Annotated in this window: 25 protein-coding genes and 1 riboswitch; of the genes, 15 read left to right on the forward strand and 10 right to left on the reverse strand. The window is 70.0% G+C overall.

What is annotated here, in order from left to right; genetic code table 11:
* Positions 1-10 precede the first annotated feature (10 nt).
* Positions 11-652, reverse strand: coding sequence for a hypothetical protein (locus WH85_RS48470; RefSeq protein ID WP_052720161.1), 642 nt, complete (start codon positions 650-652; stop codon positions 11-13).
* A gap of 628 nt (positions 653-1280) precedes the next feature.
* Between WH85_RS48470 and WH85_RS46705 the strand changes: the two genes are divergently transcribed.
* Positions 1281-1505, forward strand: coding sequence for a hypothetical protein (locus WH85_RS46705; protein ID WP_157410780.1), 225 nt, complete (start codon positions 1281-1283; stop codon positions 1503-1505).
* A gap of 1019 nt (positions 1506-2524) precedes the next feature.
* On the opposite strand, the gene WH85_RS04840 is transcribed toward WH85_RS46705, so the two are convergent.
* Complete coding sequence (locus WH85_RS04840) at positions 2525-4078, reverse strand: C40 family peptidase (protein WP_245673822.1); 1554 nt, start codon at positions 4076-4078, stop codon at positions 2525-2527.
* 329 nt (positions 4079-4407) lie between these two features.
* On the opposite strand from WH85_RS04840, the gene mqnE reads away from it, so the two are divergent.
* From mqnE to fliQ, 7 genes are all read left to right on the forward strand, one after another.
* Positions 4408-5577, forward strand: a complete 1170-nt coding sequence (mqnE, locus tag WH85_RS04845) for an aminofutalosine synthase MqnE (RefSeq protein WP_045740466.1) — start codon at positions 4408-4410, stop codon at positions 5575-5577.
* Between the two features lie 95 nt (positions 5578-5672).
* Positions 5673-6017, forward strand: a complete 345-nt coding sequence (locus WH85_RS04850; RefSeq protein WP_425394615.1) for a hypothetical protein — start codon at positions 5673-5675, stop codon at positions 6015-6017.
* A 13-nt stretch (positions 6018-6030) separates the two neighbouring features.
* Positions 6031-6552 (forward strand): DUF4229 domain-containing protein, encoded by a 522-nt coding sequence (locus tag WH85_RS53970; protein WP_083448798.1) that lies wholly within the window; start codon positions 6031-6033, stop codon positions 6550-6552.
* Between the two features lie 76 nt (positions 6553-6628).
* A riboswitch (cobalamin riboswitch) is annotated at positions 6629-6692 on the forward strand.
* A 116-nt stretch (positions 6693-6808) separates the two neighbouring features.
* A complete protein-coding gene (locus WH85_RS04860; RefSeq protein ID WP_045740468.1) occupies positions 6809-7735 on the forward strand; it encodes an ABC transporter substrate-binding protein in 927 nt (308 codons plus the stop codon).
* Positions 7736-7824: 89 nt separating this feature from the next.
* Complete coding sequence (locus WH85_RS04865; protein ID WP_245673837.1) at positions 7825-8841, forward strand: FecCD family ABC transporter permease; 1017 nt, start codon at positions 7825-7827, stop codon at positions 8839-8841.
* Entirely contained in the window at positions 8838-9602 is a 765-nt protein-coding gene (locus WH85_RS04870; RefSeq protein WP_045740469.1) for an ABC transporter ATP-binding protein, read from the forward strand. The genes WH85_RS04865 and WH85_RS04870 overlap by 4 nt, the downstream gene beginning before the upstream one ends.
* 52 nt (positions 9603-9654) lie before the next feature.
* Positions 9655-9924: a flagellar biosynthesis protein FliQ gene (gene fliQ, locus WH85_RS04875; RefSeq protein WP_045740470.1), complete on the forward strand. Its 270-nt coding sequence runs from the start codon at positions 9655-9657 to the stop codon at positions 9922-9924.
* 4 nt (positions 9925-9928) lie between these two features.
* Here the strand turns inward: fliQ and WH85_RS04880 are convergent, their stop codons facing one another.
* Genes WH85_RS04880 through WH85_RS04900 form a run of 5 tightly spaced genes read right to left on the reverse strand, consistent with a single transcriptional unit; the run spans position 9929 to position 13286 of the window.
* The gene (locus WH85_RS04880) at positions 9929-10684 is read right to left on the reverse strand and encodes a VOC family protein (RefSeq protein ID WP_045740471.1); all 756 of its coding nucleotides are present in this window, start codon (positions 10682-10684) and stop codon (positions 9929-9931) included.
* 52 nt (positions 10685-10736) lie between these two features.
* Positions 10737-11471, reverse strand: a complete 735-nt coding sequence (locus WH85_RS04885) for an ABC transporter permease (RefSeq protein ID WP_245673824.1) — start codon at positions 11469-11471, stop codon at positions 10737-10739.
* Positions 11471-12343 carry an ABC transporter ATP-binding protein gene (locus tag WH85_RS04890; RefSeq protein ID WP_045740473.1) on the reverse strand — a complete coding sequence of 291 codons (873 nt, stop codon included), beginning with the start codon at positions 12341-12343 and terminating at the stop codon, positions 11471-11473. The genes WH85_RS04885 and WH85_RS04890 overlap by 1 nt, the downstream gene beginning before the upstream one ends.
* Positions 12340-12657: a winged helix-turn-helix domain-containing protein gene (locus WH85_RS04895; RefSeq protein WP_045740474.1), complete on the reverse strand. Its 318-nt coding sequence runs from the start codon at positions 12655-12657 to the stop codon at positions 12340-12342. The genes WH85_RS04890 and WH85_RS04895 overlap by 4 nt, the downstream gene beginning before the upstream one ends.
* On the reverse strand, positions 12654-13286 hold the full coding sequence (locus tag WH85_RS04900) for a hypothetical protein (protein WP_045740475.1): 633 nt from the start codon (positions 13284-13286) through the stop codon (positions 12654-12656). The genes WH85_RS04895 and WH85_RS04900 overlap by 4 nt, the downstream gene beginning before the upstream one ends.
* A gap of 64 nt (positions 13287-13350) precedes the next feature.
* Between WH85_RS04900 and WH85_RS04905 the strand changes: the two genes are divergently transcribed.
* Entirely contained in the window at positions 13351-13788 is a 438-nt protein-coding gene (locus WH85_RS04905; RefSeq protein ID WP_045740476.1) for a GNAT family N-acetyltransferase, read from the forward strand.
* Positions 13789-13847: 59 nt separating this feature from the next.
* Here WH85_RS04905 and WH85_RS04910 read toward each other — a convergent pair whose 3' ends face one another.
* Positions 13848-14714 (reverse strand): LLM class flavin-dependent oxidoreductase, encoded by an 867-nt coding sequence (locus tag WH85_RS04910; RefSeq protein ID WP_045740637.1) that lies wholly within the window; start codon positions 14712-14714, stop codon positions 13848-13850.
* On the reverse strand, positions 14714-16720 hold the full coding sequence (locus WH85_RS04915; protein WP_045740477.1) for a HelD family protein: 2007 nt from the start codon (positions 16718-16720) through the stop codon (positions 14714-14716). The genes WH85_RS04910 and WH85_RS04915 overlap by 1 nt, the downstream gene beginning before the upstream one ends.
* A 333-nt stretch (positions 16721-17053) precedes the next feature.
* On the opposite strand from WH85_RS04915, the gene WH85_RS04920 reads away from it, so the two are divergent.
* The 6 genes from WH85_RS04920 (at position 17054) to WH85_RS04945 (ending at position 22138) form a co-directional block, all read left to right on the forward strand.
* Complete coding sequence (locus tag WH85_RS04920; RefSeq protein WP_045740478.1) at positions 17054-17437, forward strand: type II toxin-antitoxin system RelE/ParE family toxin; 384 nt, start codon at positions 17054-17056, stop codon at positions 17435-17437.
* Positions 17427-17744, forward strand: coding sequence for a transcriptional regulator (locus tag WH85_RS04925; RefSeq protein ID WP_045740638.1), 318 nt, complete (start codon positions 17427-17429; stop codon positions 17742-17744). Before WH85_RS04920 ends, WH85_RS04925 begins: the two co-directional genes overlap by 11 nt.
* A 37-nt stretch (positions 17745-17781) precedes the next feature.
* A complete protein-coding gene (locus tag WH85_RS04930) occupies positions 17782-18363 on the forward strand; it encodes an ArsR/SmtB family transcription factor (protein ID WP_045740479.1) in 582 nt (193 codons plus the stop codon).
* 43 nt (positions 18364-18406) lie between these two features.
* Positions 18407-19630 (forward strand): MFS transporter, encoded by a 1224-nt coding sequence (locus tag WH85_RS04935; protein WP_045740480.1) that lies wholly within the window; start codon positions 18407-18409, stop codon positions 19628-19630.
* Positions 19631-19654: 24 nt separating this feature from the next.
* On the forward strand, positions 19655-20506 hold the full coding sequence (locus WH85_RS04940; protein ID WP_045740481.1) for a menaquinone biosynthetic enzyme MqnA/MqnD family protein: 852 nt from the start codon (positions 19655-19657) through the stop codon (positions 20504-20506).
* Positions 20507-20599: 93 nt separating this feature from the next.
* A complete protein-coding gene (locus WH85_RS04945; RefSeq protein WP_157410782.1) occupies positions 20600-22138 on the forward strand; it encodes a COG1361 family protein in 1539 nt (512 codons plus the stop codon).
* Between the two features lie 156 nt (positions 22139-22294).
* Here the strand turns inward: WH85_RS04945 and WH85_RS04950 are convergent, their stop codons facing one another.
* The gene (locus WH85_RS04950) at positions 22295-23248 is read right to left on the reverse strand and encodes an aldo/keto reductase (RefSeq protein WP_245673825.1); all 954 of its coding nucleotides are present in this window, start codon (positions 23246-23248) and stop codon (positions 22295-22297) included.
* Positions 23249-23349 lie beyond the last annotated feature (101 nt).

Here is a 23349-nt window from a genome sequence, read left to right on the forward strand (position 1 = left end):
CGACTGGACGTCAGTTCGTGAGGTTCTTGACCATCTCGGAGACGGCGTCACCCGCAGTGAACGCGAAGATCAGACTCACCGTGACGAGCAGACCCAGCACCACGAGCATCGCCACGACGACCTTGACGTTGCTGCGGCGCTCCTCGACGGGGGCGGTGTACCAGCCCTGCGCGAGGATGTGCCCGGTCAGCGAACCGGAATTCTCCACCGGGTCCATGGAGACCGGCATCGTGGTGTCGATCGACGGGTAGCCGCCGGTGCCGTAGACCGTGCCACCCAGCTGATGCGCCTGCTGGGACTGCTGGCCGCGCTGCTGCGGAACCATCTGCGTGGGCGGTTCGCCGTTACCGTACGCGGCGGGGCTGGGCATGCCGGAGATCCGAACCGGCTGCGTCAGATCGCCCGCGTTGACGGCCTGCGTCAGATCGCCCGCGTTGACGGCCTGCGTGAGGTCGCCCGCGTTGACGGCCTGCGTGAGGTCGCCCGCGTTGACGGCCTGGGTCAGGTCACCGGCGTGGACGGCCTGGGTCAGGTCACCGATGTTGACCGGCTGGGTCAGGTCGGCGACCGCGTTCGACAGGCCGGCGAGAGAGACCGGCTGTGTCAGATCGGCGTTGTCCGGCGAGACCGGATAACCCGGGTGCGACGTCACGGGGGGTGCTCCGAACGACGTGGGTGGCAGGCCGGAAGACCCGGCACTGGGCGGAAGGGTATAGCTGGGAAGTCCGTTACCCATCATCGGGGGCGACGGAACCGGCGGCGTCGGACCTGGTCCGGGCGGACCGGGGAACGGGCTGGGCACAGGGCCGGGCGGGTACGGCCCAGGGCTGGGCGGCACAGGACTGGGCCCGGGGCCGGGTGGCACAGGGCTCGGCCCGGGACCCGGCGGCACAGGGCTCGGCCCGGGGCCGGGTGGCACCGGGTTCGGTCCCGGTTCGGGTGGCGTGGGGCTGGGCCCGGGGCCGGGCGGAACCGGACTCGGTCCTGGAGCCGGCGGAACCGGGTTCGGACCCGGGCCCGGCGGAACCGGCGACGGGGCCGGCTCCGGTGCGGGAGTCGGGAACGGCGCGGGCGGCTCCGTGAACGGCGCGGGCGGCGGCTTGATCGGCTCAGGGCGGCCGGGTTCCGCCGGCTCAGGGCGGCTGGGCTCTGCCGGCTCAGCGGTCGTGCTCGGCGTAGTCAGCTCGGTGGACTCGGACTCGGACTCCGACTCGTCGATCGGCGAGCGCGCAGAACCGTAGAGAGTCGGCGCGACCGTCAGGCTGCTCGACGCAGGAGCCGTGTTCGGAGTGCTCGGCGTGGCCGATGTGTTCGGAGTGGCCGGGATGCCCGGTTCAGCCGTCGTGTTCGGCGCGGAGGGCTTGCCCGTTCCAGCCGTGGAGCTCAGCGTGGTCGGCCTGTCCGTTCCAGCCGTGGAGCTCAGCGTGGTCGGCCTGTCCTGTGCAACCGTGGAGCTCGGCGTGGTCGGCTCGGGCTTGTCGATCGGCGTGCGCGCGGAACCGTAGACAGTCGGCGTGCTCGGCGCGGCCCCCGACGTCGGCGCCGCACTTCCCGCCCCGTGGAGGGAGCCGGGCACCGAGGCACGGGCAGCACCACTAGTCGGAACAGCGGAGATCGGTCGCGCCGACCCACCAGAGGCGTTCTTGCCCGAACCCGAGAACCAGCTCTCCTGCGCCTTGCCCGCCCCCGAAACCGGCGCAGCCCCACTGACAGGCGCGGCAGAGACAGGAGAAGCAGAGACAGGAGACGCAGAGACCGGCGCGGCCGACACGGGCGCGGCAGAGACCGGTGCTGAGCCCGACACGGCGGAGACAGGTGCGGCGGAGACGGGTGCGGCGGAGACGGGAGCGGCCGGCACGGGAGCGGCGGAAACTGGCGCAGCTGAGACCGGGGCAGCTGAGACCGGCGCCGAGCCCGAAACAGGTGCGGCGGACACGGGCACCGCGGACACCGGCGCTGAGCCGGACGCCGGTACTGCGGAAACCGGGGCGGATCCCGAAACCCTTGCGGGCGGTGCCGAGACCGAAGCCGAGCCGATCACCGGAGGCCCGGAGACGGACGCCGTGCCCGCTGCTGGAGGCCCGGAGACGGACGCCGCGCCCGCTGCCGGGGGGCCGGAGGCGGGGGTTGCACCCGCGGGCGGGCTGGAGACCGGCGCGGAACCGGTGGCTGGTCGGGCCGCGGCCGACCACAGGGCGCCCGGTGCCGGTGGTGGCGGCGGGGAGTAGCCCTCCGCATCGGACACGGGCTGCTGCGCGCCGGACGGCATGCCGGTCTTGCCGTCCCGGCGCGACTGCTGCTCGTCCATGGGTCCTCCCGAACCACCGCCGCCGAAGGTTTCGGACGTCGGGCGTTGTCTTAACCGTGCCACATCAGCCGGCGTCAGCACACCCGGCGTAGGCCCACGAAGGCACCTCCGGGCGTCCTATGGACGGCTTACCGGTTCGGACGGAATTCCCCGACGTCGTACCACTTGATAACGGGATTAATTGTCGTCGGTCTTGTCAACGGACGAAGCGGACGCCTAGGACGCCTTCGCCGCAGCGGACGAAGCCGCAGCTGAGGCGGCTGCCGAGGAGGCCGCAGCCGACGAAGCGGCGGCCGACGATGCCGCAGCCGCCGACGCCGCGGCCGAGGACGCCGCCGCCGAGGACGCCGACGCGGACGGGTTGGCCGCCGCGGACGACTCGCTGGGCTCCGCCGTCGGCTTCGGTTCGGACGACGACTCGCTGGGCTCCGGCGTGGGCGACGAGGACGACGGCGGTGGGTTGGTCGTCTTCGACGGGCTGGGCGACGACGGCGGGTTGGTCGTCTTCGACGGGCTGGGCGAGGCCGGCGGGTTGGTGGTCTTCGACGGGCTCGGCGAGGCCGGCGGCGACGTCGTCTTGGAGGAGGACGGGGACGGCTTCGCCGTGGTCGGCGAGGTGGCCGGTTCGTCCGGGTCGGGCGAGCCGAGCACCGGGTTGTCCGCGACGCCCTCGACCGAGCCGAACACCCGGGTCGCCTGGAAGAGACGGGACCAGCGGACCGGCGTGAGCCGGACGTTGAGGCCGGTGCGCGGGGCCTCGACCATCATGCCGTCACCCGCGTACATCGCGACGTGGTGGATGCCCGTCCAACTGCTGGAGGAGCTGAAGAAGAGAAGGTCACCGGGGAGCAGCGAGTAACGGTCGACCACCTTGTTGCGGGTCTGGTAGTACTGGTCGCGGGAGACGCGGACCAGTGGGAACCCGACGCCGCGATACGCCGCGTACATCAGCCCGGAGCAGTCGAACTCGTCCGGGCCCTCCTCGGACCAGACATACGGGTCGCCGCGCTGGGCCAACGCGTACTGAAGAGCCTGGAGTGCCCGCGGGTCGGCGCTGCGCCCGGCCGTCTCGCCGGCGAGGTATCCGGTGCTGAGCTGCTGGTCGGCCGCGCTGGCACTGGTCTCGGCGGCGGTCAGCTCACCGGCGTGGGTGGTCTCGTATTTCTGGAGATCGGCCTGCTTGGTGGTGATCTGGGTGTTGAGCGTCGTCCACTGCGCGGACAGGTCGGCGTGCAGGCCGGTGGCGGTGACCTGGTCGGCGAGCGCCACCTGGAGGGTGTCCCGGGCGGCCGAGAGATGGCGGGCGGCCGCCTCGTCGGAGAGGCCGTCACCGCGCTGGACGCGGGCCAGGGTGTCCAGGTCGAGCAGGCCGGAGTCGAGGGCGCCGGGCGGCAGCGCGGCGGCGGCCTGGACGGCGGCCGAGGCGGCTGCCGCGGCGTCGGCCTGAGCCTGCCGCAGCGCCTCCTGCGCCTGGGTGACCTTCTGACTGGCGGTGGTCACCTGGGTCTGGGCCAGGTCGCGGTCCTGTCCGATGCGGATGAGCTGGTCACCGAGGACGCTGATCTCGGCGCGGCGTTTCTCGGCCTCCTGGACGACCGGGTTGGTCGACGTGCTGACGGGGCTGACCGTGCTGGTCGTGCTGCTGGACTGGCCGGGAAGCGTGAGCGTGCCGAGCGGTAGCGGGCGGGAGCCGACGTTGGGCACCGAGGTGATGGTGCCGTTGTTGTCCGGGGCGCTGGGGGCGGCCATCGCGGGGATGGGCTGGAACATGGTGGCGATGGCCGCGGCGACCGCCGCCGAGTACGCGATCGGCCGAAGCCATGGGTGTGCAAAGCTCGTCGGCTTGGTCGACCTGGTCGATCTGTGCCGGTATGCCTTGGACATGAGCTCCCCGTCCGCGAGGGCTGTGACCGTCGCTAGTAGTCCCTAAAGGTTCATACCGCAAGAGACGCACCGGTGTCGATCGAAAGAAGTTGAAAGCACGCTGAGAATCTTTCGGCTTCCTGGTGCCGCGGGTTACCCCGGCGCACGTCGCGTGCTGGTTGTCGGAGGGTGCACGTACTCTCGACGGCGAGGTGACGGAAGGGGCGACGGCGAACATGGATGCCGGATTGAAGCGTGAGCTCGAGGCCAAGGTCTATGCGGGCGAGCGACTGACCCGTGAGGACGGCATCGCGCTCTACGCGTCGGACGATCTCGCCTGGCTCGGCCGGCTGGCGCACCACAAGCGCACCGAGATGAACGGTGAGCGGGTGATGTTCAACGTCAACCGCCATCTGAACCTGACGAACGTCTGCTCCGCCAGTTGTGCGTACTGCTCCTTCCAGCGCAAGCCGGGGGAGAAGGACGCCTACACGATGCGCATCGACGAGGCCGTCGCCAAGGCCAAGGAGATGGAGGACGAGCAGCTCACCGAGCTCCACATCGTCAACGGCCTGCACCCGGCGCTGCCCTGGCGTTACTACCCCAAGGTGCTGCGCGAGCTGAAAGCCGCTCTGCCGAACGTGAAGCTGAAGTGCTTCACCGCCACCGAGGTGCAGTGGTTCGAGAAGATCAGCGGCCTGTCGGCGAGCGAGATCCTCGACGAGCTGATGGACGCCGGCCTGGAGTCGCTGACCGGCGGCGGCGCTGAGATCTTCGACTGGGAGGTCCGGCAGCACATCGTCGACCACGCCTGCCACTGGGAGGACTGGTCGCGGATCCACCGGCTGGCCCACGAGAAGGGCATGCGGACCCCGGCGACGATGCTCTACGGCCACATCGAGGAGCCGCGGCACCGGGTCGACCACGTGCTGCGCCTGCGCGAGCTGCAGGACGAGACCGGTGGCTTCGCCGTCTTCATCCCGCTGCGTTACCAGCACGACTTCCACGACTCGGCGGACGGCAAGATCCGCAACCGGATCCAGGAACGCACCACGATGGCCGCTCCGGCCGAGTCGCTCAAGACGTTCGCCGTCTCCCGGCTGCTCTTCGACAACGTGCCGCACGTGAAGTGCTTCTGGGTCATGCACGGCCTGTCGGTCGCCCAGCTCTCGCTGAACTTCGGCGCCGACGACCTGGACGGCTCGGTGGTGGAATACAAGATCACCCACGACGCCGACTCCTACGGCACCCCCGGCACCATGCACCGCGACGACCTGCTGCACCTGATCTGGGACGCGGGCTTCCAGCCGGTCGAGCGCAACACGCGCTACGAGGTCGTCAAGGAGTATGAGGCGGCGCCGAGCCTGGCCGACCGGCGCAGCGAGCCGCAGAAGGTCTGGGCCTGACGGTGACCCGGACGAGCCCACAGAGGAGCGTGCGCGGCCTCCGGCGGGACTCCGGTGGCCGTCTGGCGACCATCGGCGATCTGCTGGGTTCCGCCATGGCCGGGTTCGTGGTCGGTCTCGTCGTGCTGCTGATCTTCGAGGGGATCATGGCGCTGACCGGCTTCGGTCAGTTCGGCGAGTCGAACGGCTGGCTGGCGGTGATCCTCCCGGTCTGGCTGTTCACCGAGGAGTTCCGGGCGGAGGGCTTCGGCGCGCACCGGGTGCTGGTCGCCGGTCTCGCCGGCGGGTTCGGTGTCGCGGCCGGGATGAGCCTGGCCGGTCTGGTCACCATGCTGGCGCCGCCCTTGGTCAGCGGCGCTGTCGGCGCCGTCACCGGTACGGTCGTGTACTGCTTGATCTGGTTCTACGGCCTCCGATGGCTCAGCCATCGGTCCGGCTGAGGGAGAGAAGACGATGAGCCCCGCCTTCAAATACACGCTCGGCCGTTTCGGACTGTTCCTGGCCGCTTTCGTTCTGCTCTGGCCGGTTCCGCTGAACCCCCTGGTCAAGGTCATGGTGGCGTTCGTGGCGTCGGCCGCCCTGTCCTTCCTGCTGCTGCGCCGTTGGCGTGACGAGATGGCCGAGCAGCTCGGTTCGGTCGCGGCCAAGCGCACCGCGGAGAAGCAGCGCCTGCGGTCGGCCCTGGCCGGCGACGAGGACGCGGCCGCCGCCGGTGACCGGGTGGCCGCCGCCGACGCCGTGAAGACCACGGACGCCGTGAAGACCGCCGACCCGGTGAAGAGCCCAGAGCCGGTGCAGGAAACGGAGACGGTGCAGAAGCCCGAGCCCGACGCCAAGGCCGAAACCGAGCCCGACGCCAAGGCCGAGCCCGAGACCGATGCCAAGACTGAGGCCAAGACCGAGATCGAAGCCGAGGCCGAAACCGAGATCGAGGCGGAACCGGTCAAGGTGGAGGCGGAGAAGGGCCGCTCGTAAGGGCGGCACATGACGTACGGGCACTGCCGACGCCCCGGAATTGGGCTAGCGTTCCCCTGACCGCGCCGCAGCGAATTCCGGTGTGAATCCGGAGCTGTCCCGCAACTGTGATCCCTCCGTTCCGTGAGGTCCTAGCCAGGTCGCCTGGGCGCCGGTCGCGATTCAGCGCTCTCGGGGAGGGGCGCCTCGCGGACGGGCGGTTCGTGTCTTCCTCCTGTCGGCGAAGCACCACGTCGCCCGGCCGACAGGAGGATTCGTGAAACGTCTGCTGACTTCGGTGGTCACGGCCGCCGCACTGCTGCTCACCGGTTGTGGCGGGGATGGAGGAGGCGGCACCCCGGCCGCGGACCGGTCGGGCGCCGCGGCGGCGTACCCGGTGACGGTGGGGGGTGTGACCCTCACCGCCCAGCCGGAGAAGGTGGTCTCGCTCAGTCCGACCGCCACCGAGATGCTCTTCGCGATCGGTGCCGGACCGCAGGTGACGGCGGTCGACGATCAGTCGAACTTCCCGGCGGAGGCGCCGCGGTCCGATCTGTCCGGTTACAAGCCGAACGCCGAGGCGATCGCGGCGACGGACCCGGACCTGGTCGTGATCGCCAACGACAGCGACAACATCGTCGCGCAGCTGGGCAGGCTGGCGATCCCGGTGCATCTGGTTCCGGCGGCTGCGTCGCTCGACGACACCTACCATGAGATCCGGGAGTTGGGTGCGCTGACCGGCCACACCGCGGACGCGGAGAAGGTGACCGGGGAGATGGCCACCCGGATCGACGAGATCGTGGCGTCGGTGCCGGCCCGGAGCACGCCGTTGAGCTACTACTACGAGATCAGCGCCGATTTCTACTCGGCGACGTCGAAGACCTTCATCGGCTCGGTGTTCAGCCGGTTCGGGATGACCAATGTGGCCGATGCCGCCGATCCGGACGGCACCAGCGGCGGCTATCCGCAGCTGTCGCAGGAGGCCCTGGTGAAGGCGAACCCGGACACCGTCTTCCTGGCCGACACCAAGTGCTGTCAGCAGTCCGCCGCGACGGTGGCGGCCCGGCCCGGCTGGTCGTCGATCGCCGCGGTCAGGAACGGTCAGATCCACGCCCTCGACGACGACATCGCCTCGCGGTGGGGGCCCCGCACGGTCGATCTGGTCCAGGCGGTCGCCGACGCGGTGCGCAAGGCCCCCGCGTGATCTCGCCGGCCGGTCGTGGCCCGGCCGGCCGTAAACCGGGCAGTCGCCAACCGGCCGACCGTGATCCGGGCAGCCGTAAACCGGCCGGCCTGCGACCGGTCTGGCTCGCCGCCGCCGTGCTGTCCCTGCTGGCAGCGGTGATCGCGGGACTAGCCCTGGGCTCGGTCCGGCTGCCGCCCGCCGGCGTCGCCGTGGAACTGCTGGACCTGCTTCCCGGCGTACACCTGAACAGTGGTCTCAGTGAGCGTGAGGCGGCGATCCTGACCGAGCTCCGCCTGCCGCGCGTGGTGCTGGGGCTGCTGGTCGGCGCGATGCTGGCGCTGGCCGGTGCGGCCTACCAGGGCGCTTTTCGCAATCCGCTCGCCGATCCGCACCTGCTCGGAGTGGCCGCGGGCGCCGGCCTCGGGGTGACCGCGATGATCGTGCTGGGTGCGGAGGTGACGGCGCAGGGCGCGGTGCCGGCGGCGGCCTTCGCCGGTGCACTGTGCGCGGTGGCGCTGACCTGGCTGCTCGGTGCGGCCGGGGGACGGGACCGGTCACCGGCCGCGTTGATCCTGGCCGGGGTGGCGGTGTCGTCGTTCCTGTCCGCGGTGCAGACCTACCTGCTGCAGCGGCACGTCGACTCGCTGCAGCAGGTGTACTCGTGGCTGCTCGGCCGGCTCGGCACCGCGGGCTGGCGGGACGTGCTCGTGGTGCTGCCCTACGCGCTGGTCACCGCGGTGATCGTGCTGTCCCGCCGCCGTGAGCTGGACGTGCTGACCGTCGGCGACGCGGAGGCGCGGAGTCTGGGACTGCACCCGCAGCGCAGCCGCTATCTGCTGATCATCGCGGCGTCACTGGGCACCGCGGCGGCCGTCTCGGTGTCCGGTCTGATCGGCTTCGTCGGGATCATCGTGCCGCACACCATCCGGCTGCTGACCGGTCCCAGTTACCGCTCGCTGCTGCCGCTGTCGTTGCTGTTCGGGGCGGCGTTCCTGGTCCTGACCGACCTGCTGGCCCGGACCGCGGGCGGGGCGGCGGAGATCCCGATCGGGGTGGTGACCGCGTTTCTGGGTGCGCCGTTCTTCATCCTGGTGCTGCGCACCAGCAGAGCGGTGCAGACATGATCAAAACCGAGGCGCTGACGGTACGCCTGGACGGCACCCCCGTGGTCCAGGACGTGGATCTCGACGTCGCCGAGGGCGAATGGGTGACCGTGATCGGACCGAACGGCGCGGGCAAGTCCACGGCGTTGCGGGCGATCGGCGGGCTCCTGCCCTTCTCCGGCACGGTCCGGCTGAACGGCGTGCCGGTGGACCGGATGCACCGGCGGGACCGGGCCCGCGCCGTCGCCACGGTCGTCCAGTCGCCGGTGGTGCCGCCCGGGATGCTGGTCTTCGACTATGTGCTGCTGGGGCGTACCCCCTATATCGCCCCGCTGGGCCGTGAGTCGGAGGCCGACCTGGCCGTCGCCGACGAGGTCCTCGCCGCGCTCGACCTGGCACCGTTCGCCGGGCGGCGGCTGGAGACCCTGTCCGGCGGGGAACGCCAGCGCGTCTTCCTGGCCCGTGCCCTGGCCCAGGGTGCCGGGATCCTGCTGCTGGACGAGCCGACCAGTGCCCTGGACATCGGCCACCAGCAGGAGGTTCTGGAACTCGTCGACCGGCTGCGCACCGAGCGGGGCCTGACCGTGCTGGCGACCATGCACGACCTGACCACCGCCGGCGAGTACGCCGACCGCATGCTCCTGCTGGCAGCCGGCCGTGTGGTGGCCGCGGGCCGTCCCGCCCAGGTGCTGACCGAGGAGATCCTGGCCGAGCACTATCGGGTCAAGGTTCGGGTGATCGCCGGCGACCACGGCCCGCTGGTACTCCCGATTCGCACCTGATCGGCAACCGTTTCGCACTTGTCCCGGGCGGAAACCGCCCGACTCGGAGGGTATGACCGACGAGATGGTGGTCCAGCTCGCGCTCCAGTCCATGAACATCGCGGCGAAGATGGCGGCGCCCGTCCTGCTGACCGCCCTCGGCGTGGGCTTCGTGATCTCGCTGTTCCAGTCGGTCACGCAGATCCAGGAGGCGACCCTCTCGTTCGTCCCCAAGGCGATCGCGATCGGCGCGGTGCTGCTGTTCGCCGGCAACTGGATGCTGCACGAGATGATGACCTTCACCGAGCAGATGTTCGACAAGATCCCGTCGCTGCTGAGCTGACGTCCTACTTGGCCAGTATGGCGAAGGTGCCGCCCTGCGGGTCCTCGATCACCGCGTACCGGCCGACCGCGATCGTGGTCGGCGGGTGGAGCACGTGGCCGCCGAGGGCGGAGGCGTGTTCGGCCGCCGCGTCGCAGTCGCCGACCGCGAAGTAGACCAGCCAGTGCGGTGGCATGTCGTCCGGCCAGGCACTGCCGATCATCAGCTGCATGCCGGCCACCTGGATGTGGTTGCGTTCGCAGATCACGTAGGGCAGGCCGCCGACGTGGGTGTCCTGGAACGTCCAGCCGAACACCGCGCCGTAGAACGCCTTCGCGCCCTCCAGGTCCCGGGTGTTCAGCTCGTTCCAGGTCAGCGCGCCGGGCAGGTCGAACACCTCGGCCCCGCGCATCATCCCGGCCTCCCAGACGCTGAACGGCGCGCCGGCCGGGTCCAGGAACGCGCCCATGCGTCCCTGATCCACCACGTCGAACGGGGCGACCAGCACCTTGCCGGTGCTGGCCTCGACCCGGGCGGCGACCGTGTCGGCGTCGGCCGCCGCGAAATAGGTGCTCCAGGCGGTCTGCTGGCCCTCGCCGAAGAGTGGCCCGGCCCCGGCCACCGGCAGCCCGTTGAGCAGGAAGGTGGTGTAACCCCCGAACTCGTCGCCGGACACGTCGGCGGTCCAGCCGAACAACGCGGTGTAGAAACGGGCCGCGTCACCGAGGTCGGCGGTGGCCAGATCCACCCAGTTGGGAACTCCAGGCGTCGGATGGGTCATGCGTGGCATCGTCGCATTTACATGCCACCACCCGGATAAAAGTGTCAGAGTTCTAGCCGAACCGGCGACCTTCGTCACGGCGGTACGCCCAGAGGGCGATCAGACCGAACAGGACCGTCCAGCCGACCAGGCTCAGCGCGGAATCCAGGTCCGGGCGGTACTCGCCGACCGTCGCCCACATCAGCCGCACCGCGCCGCCGGTCGGCAGGTAGGGGGCGATGACCTCGACGAACTTCGGCGCGCCGCCGGGCGGGGCCATCAGACCGCCGCCGAACGCCAACGGCAGGAACAGCACCTGGGCCACCACGATCGCGGCCTTCTGCGGCAGCCAGTAGCCGATCGCCAGCCCCATCAGGATGAACGGCACCGAGATGACCGCGGTGACCAGGATCGCGAGCAGGAACGTCAGCGGGGCGATGGAGGCCTCGGTGAAGAGCGCGGCGATCAGCACCACCGGTGCCAGCGCGATCGCCATCATCACCAGGCCGGACAGCAGGCGGCCGGTGAACCGGGGTGCGGCGCCGGCGGGCAGGGTCCGCACGTAGGGGTCCCACGGCTGGGCGCGGTCCTCGGAGACACCGATGCCGTACTGGAAGAGGTTGGTGCTCATCACCGCGAAGGTGATCATCGATGCGGTTGCGTAGGTGGCGGCCACCGGGTCGTGCCGGGTGAACGGGACGACGAAGGCCAGCATCGACGCGGCCGGCCAGAACGCGCTGCCGATCACCGCGATCGGGATCCGGAACACTTCGAGGAGCTGGAAACGGGCGTGGGTCAGGGCGAGCATCAGTCTCTCCCGGCGGTCAGGGCCAGGAAGGCCTCTTCCAGCGAGGTCGGACGGACCTCCAGGTCGTGGAATGTGACGTCCTTCGCCACCAGGTCCCGGACCAGTTGGTCGGCATCCGGGGTGTAGAGGTGCCGACGATTCCCGGCAAGCTCCGTGCGCACCAGATTTTCAAGATCCGGCAGGGGTACGTCCGAAGTCAGGCTGACCCGGCGCATCCCGACCAGTCCGCGAACCGACTCGACGCTGTCGTCCGCGAGGACGCGGCCCTGGGCGAGCACCACCACCCGCCGGGCCAGCGCCTCGATCTCCTCCAGGTAGTGGCTGGTCAGCACGACCGTGCCACCCTCGGCGTGGAACTCGCGGACGCCCGCCCAGAGTGAGCGCCGCGCCTCCACGTCCAGACCGGTCGTCGGCTCGTCCAGGAAGACGATCTCCGGTCGCCCGGCGAACGCGAGCGCCACCGCGAGGCGGCGTTTCTGCCCGCCGGAGAGCCCGCCGGTCTGCCGCCGGATCAGGTCGGTCAGCCCGAAGCGGTCCAGCAGCACGTTGCGGGGGAGGGGGTCGGGGAAGTGGGCGCGTACAAAATCGACCACCTCACCCACCCGCAGCCCCGCCGGAAGCCCGGTCTCCTGCGGGGTGACGCCGAGCCGGCGACGACTGGCCGGGTCGCGCGGGTCCCCACCGCACAGCAGGGCCCGCCCGGAGGTCGGCCGCCGGGTGCCGGTCAGCAGGCTGACCAGGGTGCTCTTGCCGGCGCCGTTCGGGCCGAGCAGCCCGACCAGCTCGCCGGCCCGTACCTCGAGGTCGACCTCGTCGAGGGCGAGGGTGTCGCCGTAGCGCCGGGTCAGGCGCTCGGCGCTTGCATGGATCATGGCTCCTCCGGAGGGGTGATCAGCGTGCGCAGGGCGGTGACGTAGTCCTCGAAGGCGCGGCGTCCGCGCCGGGTGAGATGGATCAGGGTGGCCGGGGTGCGCCCGTGATGCGTCTTGGTGACCTCCACGTATCCGGCCTCCTCGAGTTTTCGCAGGTGAACCGAGAGGTTTCCGGCCGTCATCCGGAGGATCTCCTGCAGCCGGGGGAAGGCGATCCGGTCCTCGGTGTTGAGTTTGGAGAGTGCCGAGATCACCCGGAGCCGGGCCTGTGCGTGGATGACGGGGTCGAGATCGGGAAGGGTTTCGTCGCTCATCGCAGCCGGAGCCACCCGATCAGCCCGGCGACCAGCAGGCCGCCGCCACCGGCGATCGAGATGATCAGTGCGTGCCATCCGGGTCCGGCCAGGACGCCGATCACGTTGACGCCGCTGATCCACGCGCCGAGCGTGAACATGTTGGTGTCGTTGAAGATCGCGGCGCCGGCCATGAAGATCGCGCCGACCAGCGCGACCATGCCGCCGCCCCAGAGGATGCCGATGTAGAGCTCGGGCACCACGGCGCTGAGACGGGCGAAGACGATGGACATCCCGGCGAAGCCGGCGGACCACGCGAAGCCGTACATCGTGCCCTGCCGTGCGGTGGGCCCGGAGACCTGCCGCGACGACCGGGTGCCGACCACGGCGCTGGTGGCGCCGGCCGCCGCGATCAGCGTGACGAACACGGCGGACGGCAGCCAGCCGGGCATGTCGACGAGGATCCGGCCGTCCGGCCCGAAGCGCAGGAAGAACAGCATCGAACCGATCAGCCAGGTCACGCCCCACGGCCAGAACATCAGGCGCGGGTCGGGGGTGAGCTCGCGCTCGAGATTGGCCTGCTCCGCCTCGATCAGGCGCAGCGCCTCGGCGGGGTCCTCGAAGGACTGGTCGTCCTCGGTCGATGTCATGCCAACTACTTTACGGCACAAAGTCAAAGAAGTTTGTATCGCAAACCTGACTAGTCTGAGCCGCATGATGATCTTGCGTGCCGCGCGGGCCGCCGAACTCCCCGCGACTCTGGCGTTCTGGCAGGTGGCGGCCGAGAACGACAGCCGGCCGGCGGACACCTCCGCCGCGATCGAGGCCCTGCACCGCCGCGACCCCGGCGCGCTGATCGTCGCGGTCGACGGCGACGAGATCATCGGCACGGTCATCGCCGGATGGGACGGTTGGCGCTGCCACCTCTACCGCCTGGCGGTCGCCCCCTCACGGCGCCGCGAGGGCATCGGCGGCAGGCTGATTGCCGCGGCCGAAGACCGATTCAGATCCTTCGGGGGTACGCGCAGCGACGCCATGGTCCTGGACGCCAACCAGCGCGCCCACGGGATCTGGGCGGCGCACGGCTACAGCCCACAGCCTGAATGGTCCCGCTGGGTGAAGGCGCTCCCCGCGCCGGAAACGCCCCGCTGACCGTGGTTATCCACAGCCTGCGGGACAGGCTGTGGATAACCCGGATGAGCGGTGGTGGCCTAGCTCTCCAGCGCGGCGATCGCGGTCCGCACCTGGGCGATCGGATCCGGGCCCAGCGGCCGCAGCACGATCGTGCTGACGTGCGCATCGGCGAGCTGTCGCACCTTCGCCGGCAGCTCGCCGGCCGCCCCGATCAGCGAGAACAACTCCTCCGGCTGCTTGCCCAGCCACGCCGCCTGACCGGCGACCAGCTCACCGGTGTACTTCTCGATCCGCGACGCGTCGTCGTCCACATAGAGGTACGTGAACACGATCAGCTGGTGGTCGTCGCCGGCGCCACCCCGGCGGATGTGCTCCAGGGACGCGGCCAGCTCGGCCGGCCCGTTGCCCTCGGCGATGATCGTGCCGTCGGCGATCCGTCCGGAGAGCTCCAGCGAACGCGGCTTCACCACACCGGTCACGATGGGCGGCTGCACGGTCGGCGGATGCACCAGGCGTACCCCGTCGATGTGCACCTCGCGGCCGTCGAGAATGACCTCGTCCCCGCGGAGCAGGCCGCGGACCGCCAGGACCGTCTCCTCCAGCATCGCCAGCTTCGATTTCGCCTCGACACCGACCTGACGCATCCACTCCGGCACACCATGACCGATCCCGGCCACGATCCGGCCGGGGTGGACCCGGGCCAGATTGGCGATCTCCATGGCGAACAGGGCCGGATTGCGCAGCGGCGCCGGGGCGATACCGATGCCGACAGTGATCCGGCTGGTGGCGGCCAGGGCCAGGGCGGCCGAGCTGATACCGCCGGTCCAGCCCAGATCCTCCACCAGCCACAACTCGTCGGCGCCGGCCTCCTCCACGGCGGCGGCGAAGGCGGGCAGGTCCTCGGGGGCACGGTCGCGGTCGAAAATCACTCCGATACGGGGCATCATGCGAGCCTAAGCGGATCCGGCAAAGGCTTCGAGTGCATGACCGAAAGCCGCGTCACCGCACGGGTGAGGACGACGTACAGCCGGTGCAGGCCCTTCGGCTCGGCGGCCACGATGTCCGCGGGCTCGTGGACGACGACATGGTCGTACTCCAGACCCTTGACCATGGTCGCGGGCACCACCATGACGCGCGCCGCGGTCTCGACCTCATCGGGCGTCGCGTGCTCGATCCCGGCGGCGGTGAGCTTCGCGCGCAGACGGTCGACCGCGTCGTCCGCGGCGATCACCGCCACCGAACCCTCGTGCCCCAGCGCGGCGGTCACCTCGTCGATCGTCCGGGCGTCCAGATCGGCGGGATCCGGCACCTCGACCACGTCGAGATCACCGTCGCGGCGCAGCGAGACGGCCTCCGGAACGTTCACCCCGAGTGCCGGCAACAGGCGATTGGCGAGAGCGACGACCTTCTCGGGTACGCGGAAACCGACGGTCAACGGCACCACCGGCGCATCCGGCTTACCCAGGTGGACCAGGATGTCCCGCCAGTCGGTGGCGGCCCACGGGGCGGTGCCCTGCGCCAGGTCCCCGAGCAGCGTGATCGACCCGTGCTCGCTGCGCCGGGCGATCACCCGGGCCTGCATGGGCGACAGGTCCTGCGCCTCGTCGACGACCACGTGACCGAAACTGTTCTCCCGCTCGAGCAGCCCGGCGGCCTCGTCGACGAGCAGCAGGTCACCGGTGCTGAACTTCGCCGACTTGACCGTCCTGGGCGGCTTGACCCAGCGGATCGTCTCCTGCTCCTCCGCGGTCAGCAGGTCACCGGCGATCGACGGATCGGTGAGCAGCGACACCACCAGCGACTCCGGGGTGACGGCCGGCCAGCTGGCCTCGAGGAACTCCGCCACCGGCTTGATCCTGCTCATCCTGCGCAGCCACGGTTCGCCGGGCGAGTTGCCGGTGCGGTACTCCGACTGGCGCTGCAACAGGCCCACCACACGGGCGCGGACCCGCTCGCGGCCGACGGCGTAGGGCAGGCCTTCCCGGCGGGCCTCGTCGACGATCCGCCGTAGCGGCTCCACGTCGATCCGCCACCGGTACGAACCGTCGGACACCATGATCGGCTCGACGGGTCTGGCCAGCCGCCCCCACAGTGCCTGGTGGAGCACCTGCGCCATGCGTACGTCATGTTTGAGGGCAGCGACCTCGGGCGGGTCGACCACCTTGACCGGCGCCCGGCCGATCAGATCCTCCAGCGTGGACTGCTGCACCTCGACCTCGCCGAGGGTCGGCAGGACCGCGGAGATGTAGGAGAGGAACGCGCCGTTCGGCCCGACGATCAGCACCCCGGACCGTCGCAGCCGTTCCCGGTGCAGGTAGAGCAGGAAGGCGGCCCGGTGCAGGCCGACCGCGGTCTTGCCGGTGCCGGGGGCGCCCTGGACGCAGATCGAGTCGCCCAGCTCGGCCCGGACCAGCTCGTCCTGTTCCGGCTGGATGGTGGCGACGATGTCGCGCATCGGTCCGACACGCGGCCGTTCGATCTCGGCGGTCAGGATGCGGCTGCTGGTGCCGAGTTCCTCACCCCGGTCCAGGTGCTCGTCCTCGAAGCTGGTCAGTTCCCCTTTGACGAACCCGAACCGGCGCCGCGTGCTCACCCCCTGCGGGTCACGGACGCTGGCCCGGTAGAACGACCGCGACAGCGGCGCCCGCCAGTCCAGCACCATCGGTTCCCCGGCGTCGTCGGTGACGTGCCGGCGCCCCACGTGGTACGCGCTCTCGTCGATGTCGAGCCGTCCGAAGAACAGTGGCGTGTCCGGGTCGTCGGCGAGTTCCTTGACCCGGCGGGCCATGTGCCGGCCGAGCTGTTCGGCGGTGTACGCGTCCCCGGCCACCTTGTCACCGGTGGAGAAGAGTGACTGTGCGCGGTCCCGCATCCGCCGCAGCGCGTCCCGCGACTCGGTCAGGTGGGTGCGTTCGGTGCTGAGTTCGAGGTCCAGGTCAGAATCGGGCACAAAGCACCCCAGAAGTATCAGATCCGGAGCTTCCGCGTTTCCCCAAGGCGTGTCGGCCGCCGAGTGGCGCGGAGACGCCCGCTGCGGTGCATGCTCACCACGGCCGTCAAGCGACCAGTCAGCCTAGTCACCTCTCATCCCTCCTTCCACCGTTTTTCAGTCCACAGGATGGCGTTCCCCGTCTAGCCATCGACACCTGCGAGTGCTTTTCCTTGCCTGCGGACTGTCTGCTCTGCGTTGAATGGCGCGCACAGAAGCGGATGAGCTGCCGCTTCCGGGTGACGTCGTATCTCGACGTTAATAATTTTGTTAACCTGAGCGGAGCATGGCGAGTTGGGCTGCTGGGAGATCTTCCTGACCGACGAGGTCACGGAGTTCTTAGACGGACTGAACGATCACGACGAGGCCAGTCACTGGCTCGTCAACCAGGCGATCCTGGTTCTCGAACGAAACGGTCCCGGTCAGGGGCGTCCATTGGTGGACAGACTCACGGGTTCCAACATTTCCAATCTGAAAGAGTTGAGGCCGCCGTCGGCGGGGCGGACGGAGGTCAGGATCCTGTTCGTCTTCGACCCGTGGAGGTCTGCGGTGTTGTTGGTGGCAGGGGACAAATCCGGGCAATGGAGCCGGTGGTACCGCAACGCGATACCGGAGGCGGAACGGCGGTACGCCGTCTACCTGGAAGAGCGGCGGAAGGAGATGCGTGATGGGTTTTAAGCGGTGGCGGGATACCGATCACCTGGCTCGGGCGATCGAGGGTGCCGGCGGGCCGGAGGCCTTCGAGCAGGGCGTCAAGCAGATGCTCGACGAAGCGCGCGGATGGCGGCTGGCGGAGATGCGTAAGCGGCGTGGGATGACGCAGGAGCAGGTGGCGGCCCAGATGGGTGTCTCGGTGGCACGGGTCTCGCAGATCGAGTCCGGCTCGGTCTCCACTCAGGATGTGCTGGCGCGTTACGTCGCCGCGCTCGGCGGGACGCTGGTGCTGGTGGCGGATTTCGGGGACGAGCAGCTCAAGGTGGCCTGAGCGGTCGGCTCGCCGGCACCTGACCGAGAATGGGGGCATGGCTGAGCAGGGGAGTGGGCGGTCAAATGTCTGGGTCACCGATGCGCGGACCATGCGAGCCCTCGCGCACCCCGTCCGGGTCGAGATCGTCGATCACCTGATCGCCTCGGGGGCGACGATGTCCGCGACCGAGTGCGCCGAGCTTGTCGGGCTGTCGCCGAGTGCGGCCAGCTACCACCTTCGTGAGCTGGCCAAGTATGGGCTGGTCGAGCACGCGCCGGGGCGCGGGGACGGGCGCGAGCGGCTGTGGCGCGGTGTCGGCAACAGTCTGTACATCGCCGGCGACACCGATCAGCCGGAGTCGGTCGCGGCGGAGCGGGCGCTGATCGACCTCAACCTGTCGCGGAACAACGCGCGGATCACCGCCTACGTGGAGCAGCAGTCGGAGGAACCGAAGGAGTGGCGGGACGCCGCCGGCATCCAGGCCCACCAGCTGCTGCTCACTGCCGAGGAGCTTCAGGAGATCACCGAGCAGGTGCGGGCGGTGCTCGAGCCCTATCGGGTACGCGAACGGCAGGCCGAGGCGCCGGAGGGGGCGCGGGCGGTCTTCGCGTACTTCGCGGCGGTCCCCAAGGTGTAGCCGGGCCTTGCGTTCCGCAGATGTGAAGGATTATTTTCGAAGTATGTCCTTCATATCTGCGGATCCCGCGTGCACGGAAACCCCGCAGACCTCCCGCTGGCCGGACGTCTACCTGGTTGCGGGCGGCCGGGCGATCACGGTCTGCGGCGACTTCCTGGCGGCGACCACCCTCGCCCTCGTGCTGCAGGAGTCCGGGCACGGCGGCCTGGCCGTCTCCGGCCTGATGCTCGCGGCCGGCCTTCCGCTGGCCGTGCTCGCGCCGCTGGCCGGACGGCTGGTGGACCGGGCGGACAGCCGTACCCTGCTGATCCTGATGGGTCTCGCCCAGGCCGCGGTGAGCCTGGTCCTGGCCTTCACCACCCACCCGGTCCTGATCATCGTGCTGGTGGCGCTGCTGGCCTGCGGGCTGACCGTCACCCAGCCGACGCTGCAGGCGCTGGTGCCGCGCATGGTCACCCCGGACGACCTGGCCCGGGCCAGCGGCATCATCCAGACGTCCGGCCAGGTCGGCATGCTGATCGCCCCGGCGCTGGCCGGGATCCTGGTCGGCCTGACCGGTCCGCGGGTGCCGCTGCTGATCGACGCGGCCAGCTACCTCGCACTGATCGCCATCGGTCTGCTGCTGCGCACCCGGCGGAGCCGTCCGGAGCGGGCGGCGACCGGTGGTGTCGTCGCCTTCCGCCTCTGGGACGATCGGGTGCTCACCGCGATCACCGTCGCCGTCGCGGCCGTCGTCGCCGGGGTGGGCGCGATCAACGTGTTCGACGTGTTCTTCATCCGCGAGACGCTCGGCGCGTCGAGCATCGTCTACGGGTTCGTCGCCGCCTCCTGGACGGTCGGCATGGTGGCCGGCAGCCTGGCCGTGGGCCGTTTCGCGCCGCACCGGTTCACCGGCCGGATGGTGCTCGCCATGCTCGCGCTCTGCTGCGTGGCTGTCGTCGCCGGTTCGGCGGTCGGCAGCGCGGGCTGGCTGATCCCGCTGTGGGTGCTCGGCGGCTTCGGCAACGGCATCGTCAATGTCTGCTGCTCGATGCTGATCGCGGCCCGGGTGCCGTCCGCCGCCCACGGCCGGGCCTTCTCGGTCTTCAGCGCGACGATCCAGACGGCGGGCATGGCCGGCCTGTTCGCGGCGGGCCCCCTGGTCGAGGCCTTCGACCCCCGCCTGCTGGTCGCCGCAGCCGGCCTTGCGGGCCTCGTCGCGGCCGCAGCCTGCCTGCCCCTGGTGCGACATTCACCACCCCCCAACGCTCCCCACGCGCGCTCCTGATCGAGGCGGGGATAGCGTCGGGGGATGAGCGACAGCGTTCGTCGGCCGCGGGTCGGGCACATCCAGTTTCTCAACTGTCTTCCGATCTACTGGGGTTTGATGCGCTCGGGCGCTCTGCTCGACGTCGACCTGCACAAGGACACGCCGGACCGGCTCAGTGCGGCCCTGGTCGCCGGGGATCTGGACATCGGGCCGATCACGCTCGTCGAATATCTGCGGCATGCCGACGAGTTGTTGCTGCTGCCGGATCTGGCGGTGGGCAGTGACGGTCCGGTGCTGTCGGTCAACCTGGTGTCGACGCGGCCGCCGGAGGAGCTGGACGGGCGCCCGGTGGCGCTCGGTTCCACGTCGCGGACCGGGGTGCTGCTGGCGCAGCTGCTGCTGGCCGAGCGGTACGGGGTCGAGCCGGAGTACTTCCGGTGCCCGCCGGATCTGACCGCGATGCTGCTGGAGGCGGACGCCGGTGTGCTGATCGGCGACCCGGCTCTGCGGGCCATGTACGAGGCCCCCGAGCAGGGGTTGCAGGTGATCGACCTGGCGGAGGCGTGGAAGGAGTGGACCGGCCTGCCAATGGTGTTCGCGGTGTGGGCGGTCCGTAAGGACTTCGCGGCTGCGCATCCGGGCCGGGTCAAGGACGTGCACGAGGCGTTCCAGCGGTCGAAGGAGTTGTGTCTCGGCGAGCTGGACGAGGTCGCCGAGGCGGCGGCCCGCTGGGAGCCGTTCGACGCGGCGACGCTGGCGAACTATTTCCGGGTGCTCGACTTCTCGCTCGGGGAGCGGCAGGTCGCCGGGGTCCGGGAGTTCGCCCGTCGTGCGGCGCTTCGCGGCGAAGTGCCGGCTCTGTCCGCTGATGGTCCCGCATTTGCCGATGTGTAAAACCGCAGGTTGATCTCTTCCTGTGAGGGAGCTTAATATCCTCGGACTTCCCGGTCGTCAATACGCGACCGTATCGTCCGAAAAACGGGGATCATGCGACTGCGCGCTCTGTTCAGCCGTCTCGCTCTGCCTGTCGTGGCATCCGGTCTGGCCGTCACCGGCCTGACCCTGCCCGCGCAGGCAGAGGAACCGTCCGAGCTGGAACTTCCCTACGCCGCCCTGCTCACGCCGGAAACGGTCACCGTGATCAACGGGCAGTCCAAGACCGTCAAGGTCGAGGTGTACAACGTCAGCTCGGTGGCCGCGAAGAACGTCGTCGTGACGTTCGGCGCCGCGGGCAAACCGGTGGACGCGGACCTCGGGTTCACGCCGCCGGAGGGCTGCTCGGCCACCTCCTGCACGATCGACAACCTGAAGGTGAACGGCCGCCGCACCCTCAGCTTCACGCTGAAGCCGTCCGGCGCCGAGGGCGCTCCGGTGGCCGCGTTGCCGATCGCGGTCTCGGTCGGTGGCAACCTGACCGACGAGGTCGAGATGGGTGTCGTGCGGACCGCCAAGGGCGGCGTGGACATCGAGGTCGACGCGATCAAGGACATCACCCTCGGACGCGGTAGGACCGCCGACGTTCCGGTGATCGTCCGCAACACCGGTGACAAGCCGGTCAAGGCCCTCGGCCTGGTCGTCTACTCGGTGGAGGGTGTGGAACCGGTCCTCAAGTACCGCAACTGCATGCGGGACGAGGAGTTCGGCGCGTACGTCTGTGTCGTCAACGAGCCGCTGGAGGCGGGCGGCGTCTTCACCCTGCCGTCGGCGACGCCGCTGAGGGTCGCGGTCGGCAAGGACACCCCGGGACCGTTCGAGTACCCGGTGTACGTCGCCGCGGTCGGTCTCACCGACGAGTTCGTCTTCGACTTCGCGAAGGACACCGCGAACGCGGCCGGTGCGGAGCTGAAGCTGGAGGCGGCCGCCTCGTCCTTCGATGACCTGGATGATCTTCCGGCCGACGTCGAGGACCTGAACCCGGACGACAACACGGCCTTCTTCGCGGTGTCGGTGCCGAAGTCGTCGGCGGACAGCGCGGCGATCGGCGGCGTCTTCGCGGGCGCGCCGGGCGAGAGCCGGAAGGTCAAGGTGGGCGTGGTCAACAACGGGCCGACCGCGACCCTGCCACTGTCCATGGACATGCTGCAGTACGTGCGGGTCACGGTGCCGGACGGGGTGGACCTGACGGCTGTCGACGAGCGGTGCCTGCCGGGTACGTCACCGGAGAACATCGACGTGGACGTGGACCTGACGACCGGCGTGATCGAGGCGCGGGACTTCGTCTGCCTGGTCCTGGATTCGCTCACCCCGGACAAGAAGGTGCTGTTCACCTTCGAGGGCGACCTGAACGAGGAGGGCACCACCGCGGGCTTCGTCAAGGTCAACGGTGGTCCGCAGGACTCGAAGCACGGCAACGACAAGGCCGCGCTGACCGTGAAGCTGAACGCGGGCGGCAGCGGCGGCGGTGGCCTCCCGGTCACCGGTGCGAACGCCGGCGCGGTCGCCGGCGGTGGCGCGCTGCTGCTGGTGGCGGGCTTCCTCGCGTACCGGATGGCACGCCGCCGCAAATTCGTCACAGTGGCCGAATAACAAACGAACACAGAGAGTGCCCGGCAGCAGAGCTGCCGGGCACTCTCTGTGAAGGGATCACGTCCGCTGATCTTGGGACGCCACGCTCTTCGGCGTCCCAAGATCAGCTCCCGGGCGTGATCCCCGCCGAGCGAAGCGAGGTAAAGCCAGCACAGCTCAGCTCAGGATCTGATCGAGTGCGGCCAGGTCGGCCACGGTGAGCTGCCACGAACCGGCCGCTGCGTTGGCCTGGACCTGCTCGGCTGTGGTCGCCCCGGCGATCACGCTGGTCACCGCCGGGCGGGCGGCCAGCCCGGCGATCGCCACGTCGAGCAGGCTGTGCCCGCGGTCCCGGCCGAACGCGGTGAGCGCCTCGATGGTGTCCCAGTCGGCGCCGTCGAGCCAGCGCTGGTAGCGGTCCAGCGAGAGCCGGGTGCCGGCCGCCGGGCGTTCGCCCCGGCGGTACTTTCCGGTGAGCAGCCCGGAGTCGAGCGGGAAGAACGGCAGCAGGCCCAGGCCGAACTGCTCGCAGGCCGGCACCACCTCGGTCTCCGCCCCGCGCTGCAGCAGGCTGTACTGGTTCTGCGCGCTGACGAAACGGGTGAGGCTGCCGGTGCGGGCGGTCCAGTCGGCGTCGGCGATCTGCCAGCCGGAGAAGTTCGAGTTGCCGAGGTACCGCACCTTGCCGGAGCGGACCAGGTCGTCGAGGGCGGCGAGCGTCTCCTCGATCGGGGTGGCCGGGTCGGGCTCGTGCATCTGGTAGAGGTCGATGTGATCGGTCTCCAGGCGGCGCAGCGACGCCTCGACCGCCCGCACGATGTACCTCCGGGAGCCGCGGGCGCCGAAGTCCCGCCCGTTCAGGCCCTCCATGTCCATGCCGAACTTGGTGGCCAGCACGACCTCGTCCCGGCGGCCCTTCAGGGCGTGACCGAGCAGTGCTTCGGAGCTGCCGTGCGGGGTGCCGTAGATGTCGGCGGTGTCGAACAGTGTGATGCCGGCGTCGAATGCGGCGTCGACCACCTCCCGGGTGCCGTCCTCGTCGAGTTTGCGGCCGAAGTTGTTGCAGCCGATCCCGACCACCGACACCACCAGGCCGGAGTCGCCCAGGCGGCGGTAGCTCATCTCACTCATGTGCCGACCCTATGCCGGGCCGGCCGGGCATCCGCCGCCGAATCCGAATATCACTCGATGCGATATGAGGGGCACTCTCCGGAGGAATCTTCGGGTACGCT

This window comes from Actinoplanes rectilineatus (assembly GCF_000962825.1).
GTDB classification, from domain to species: Bacteria; Actinomycetota; Actinomycetes; order Mycobacteriales; family Micromonosporaceae; genus Actinoplanes; species Actinoplanes rectilineatus.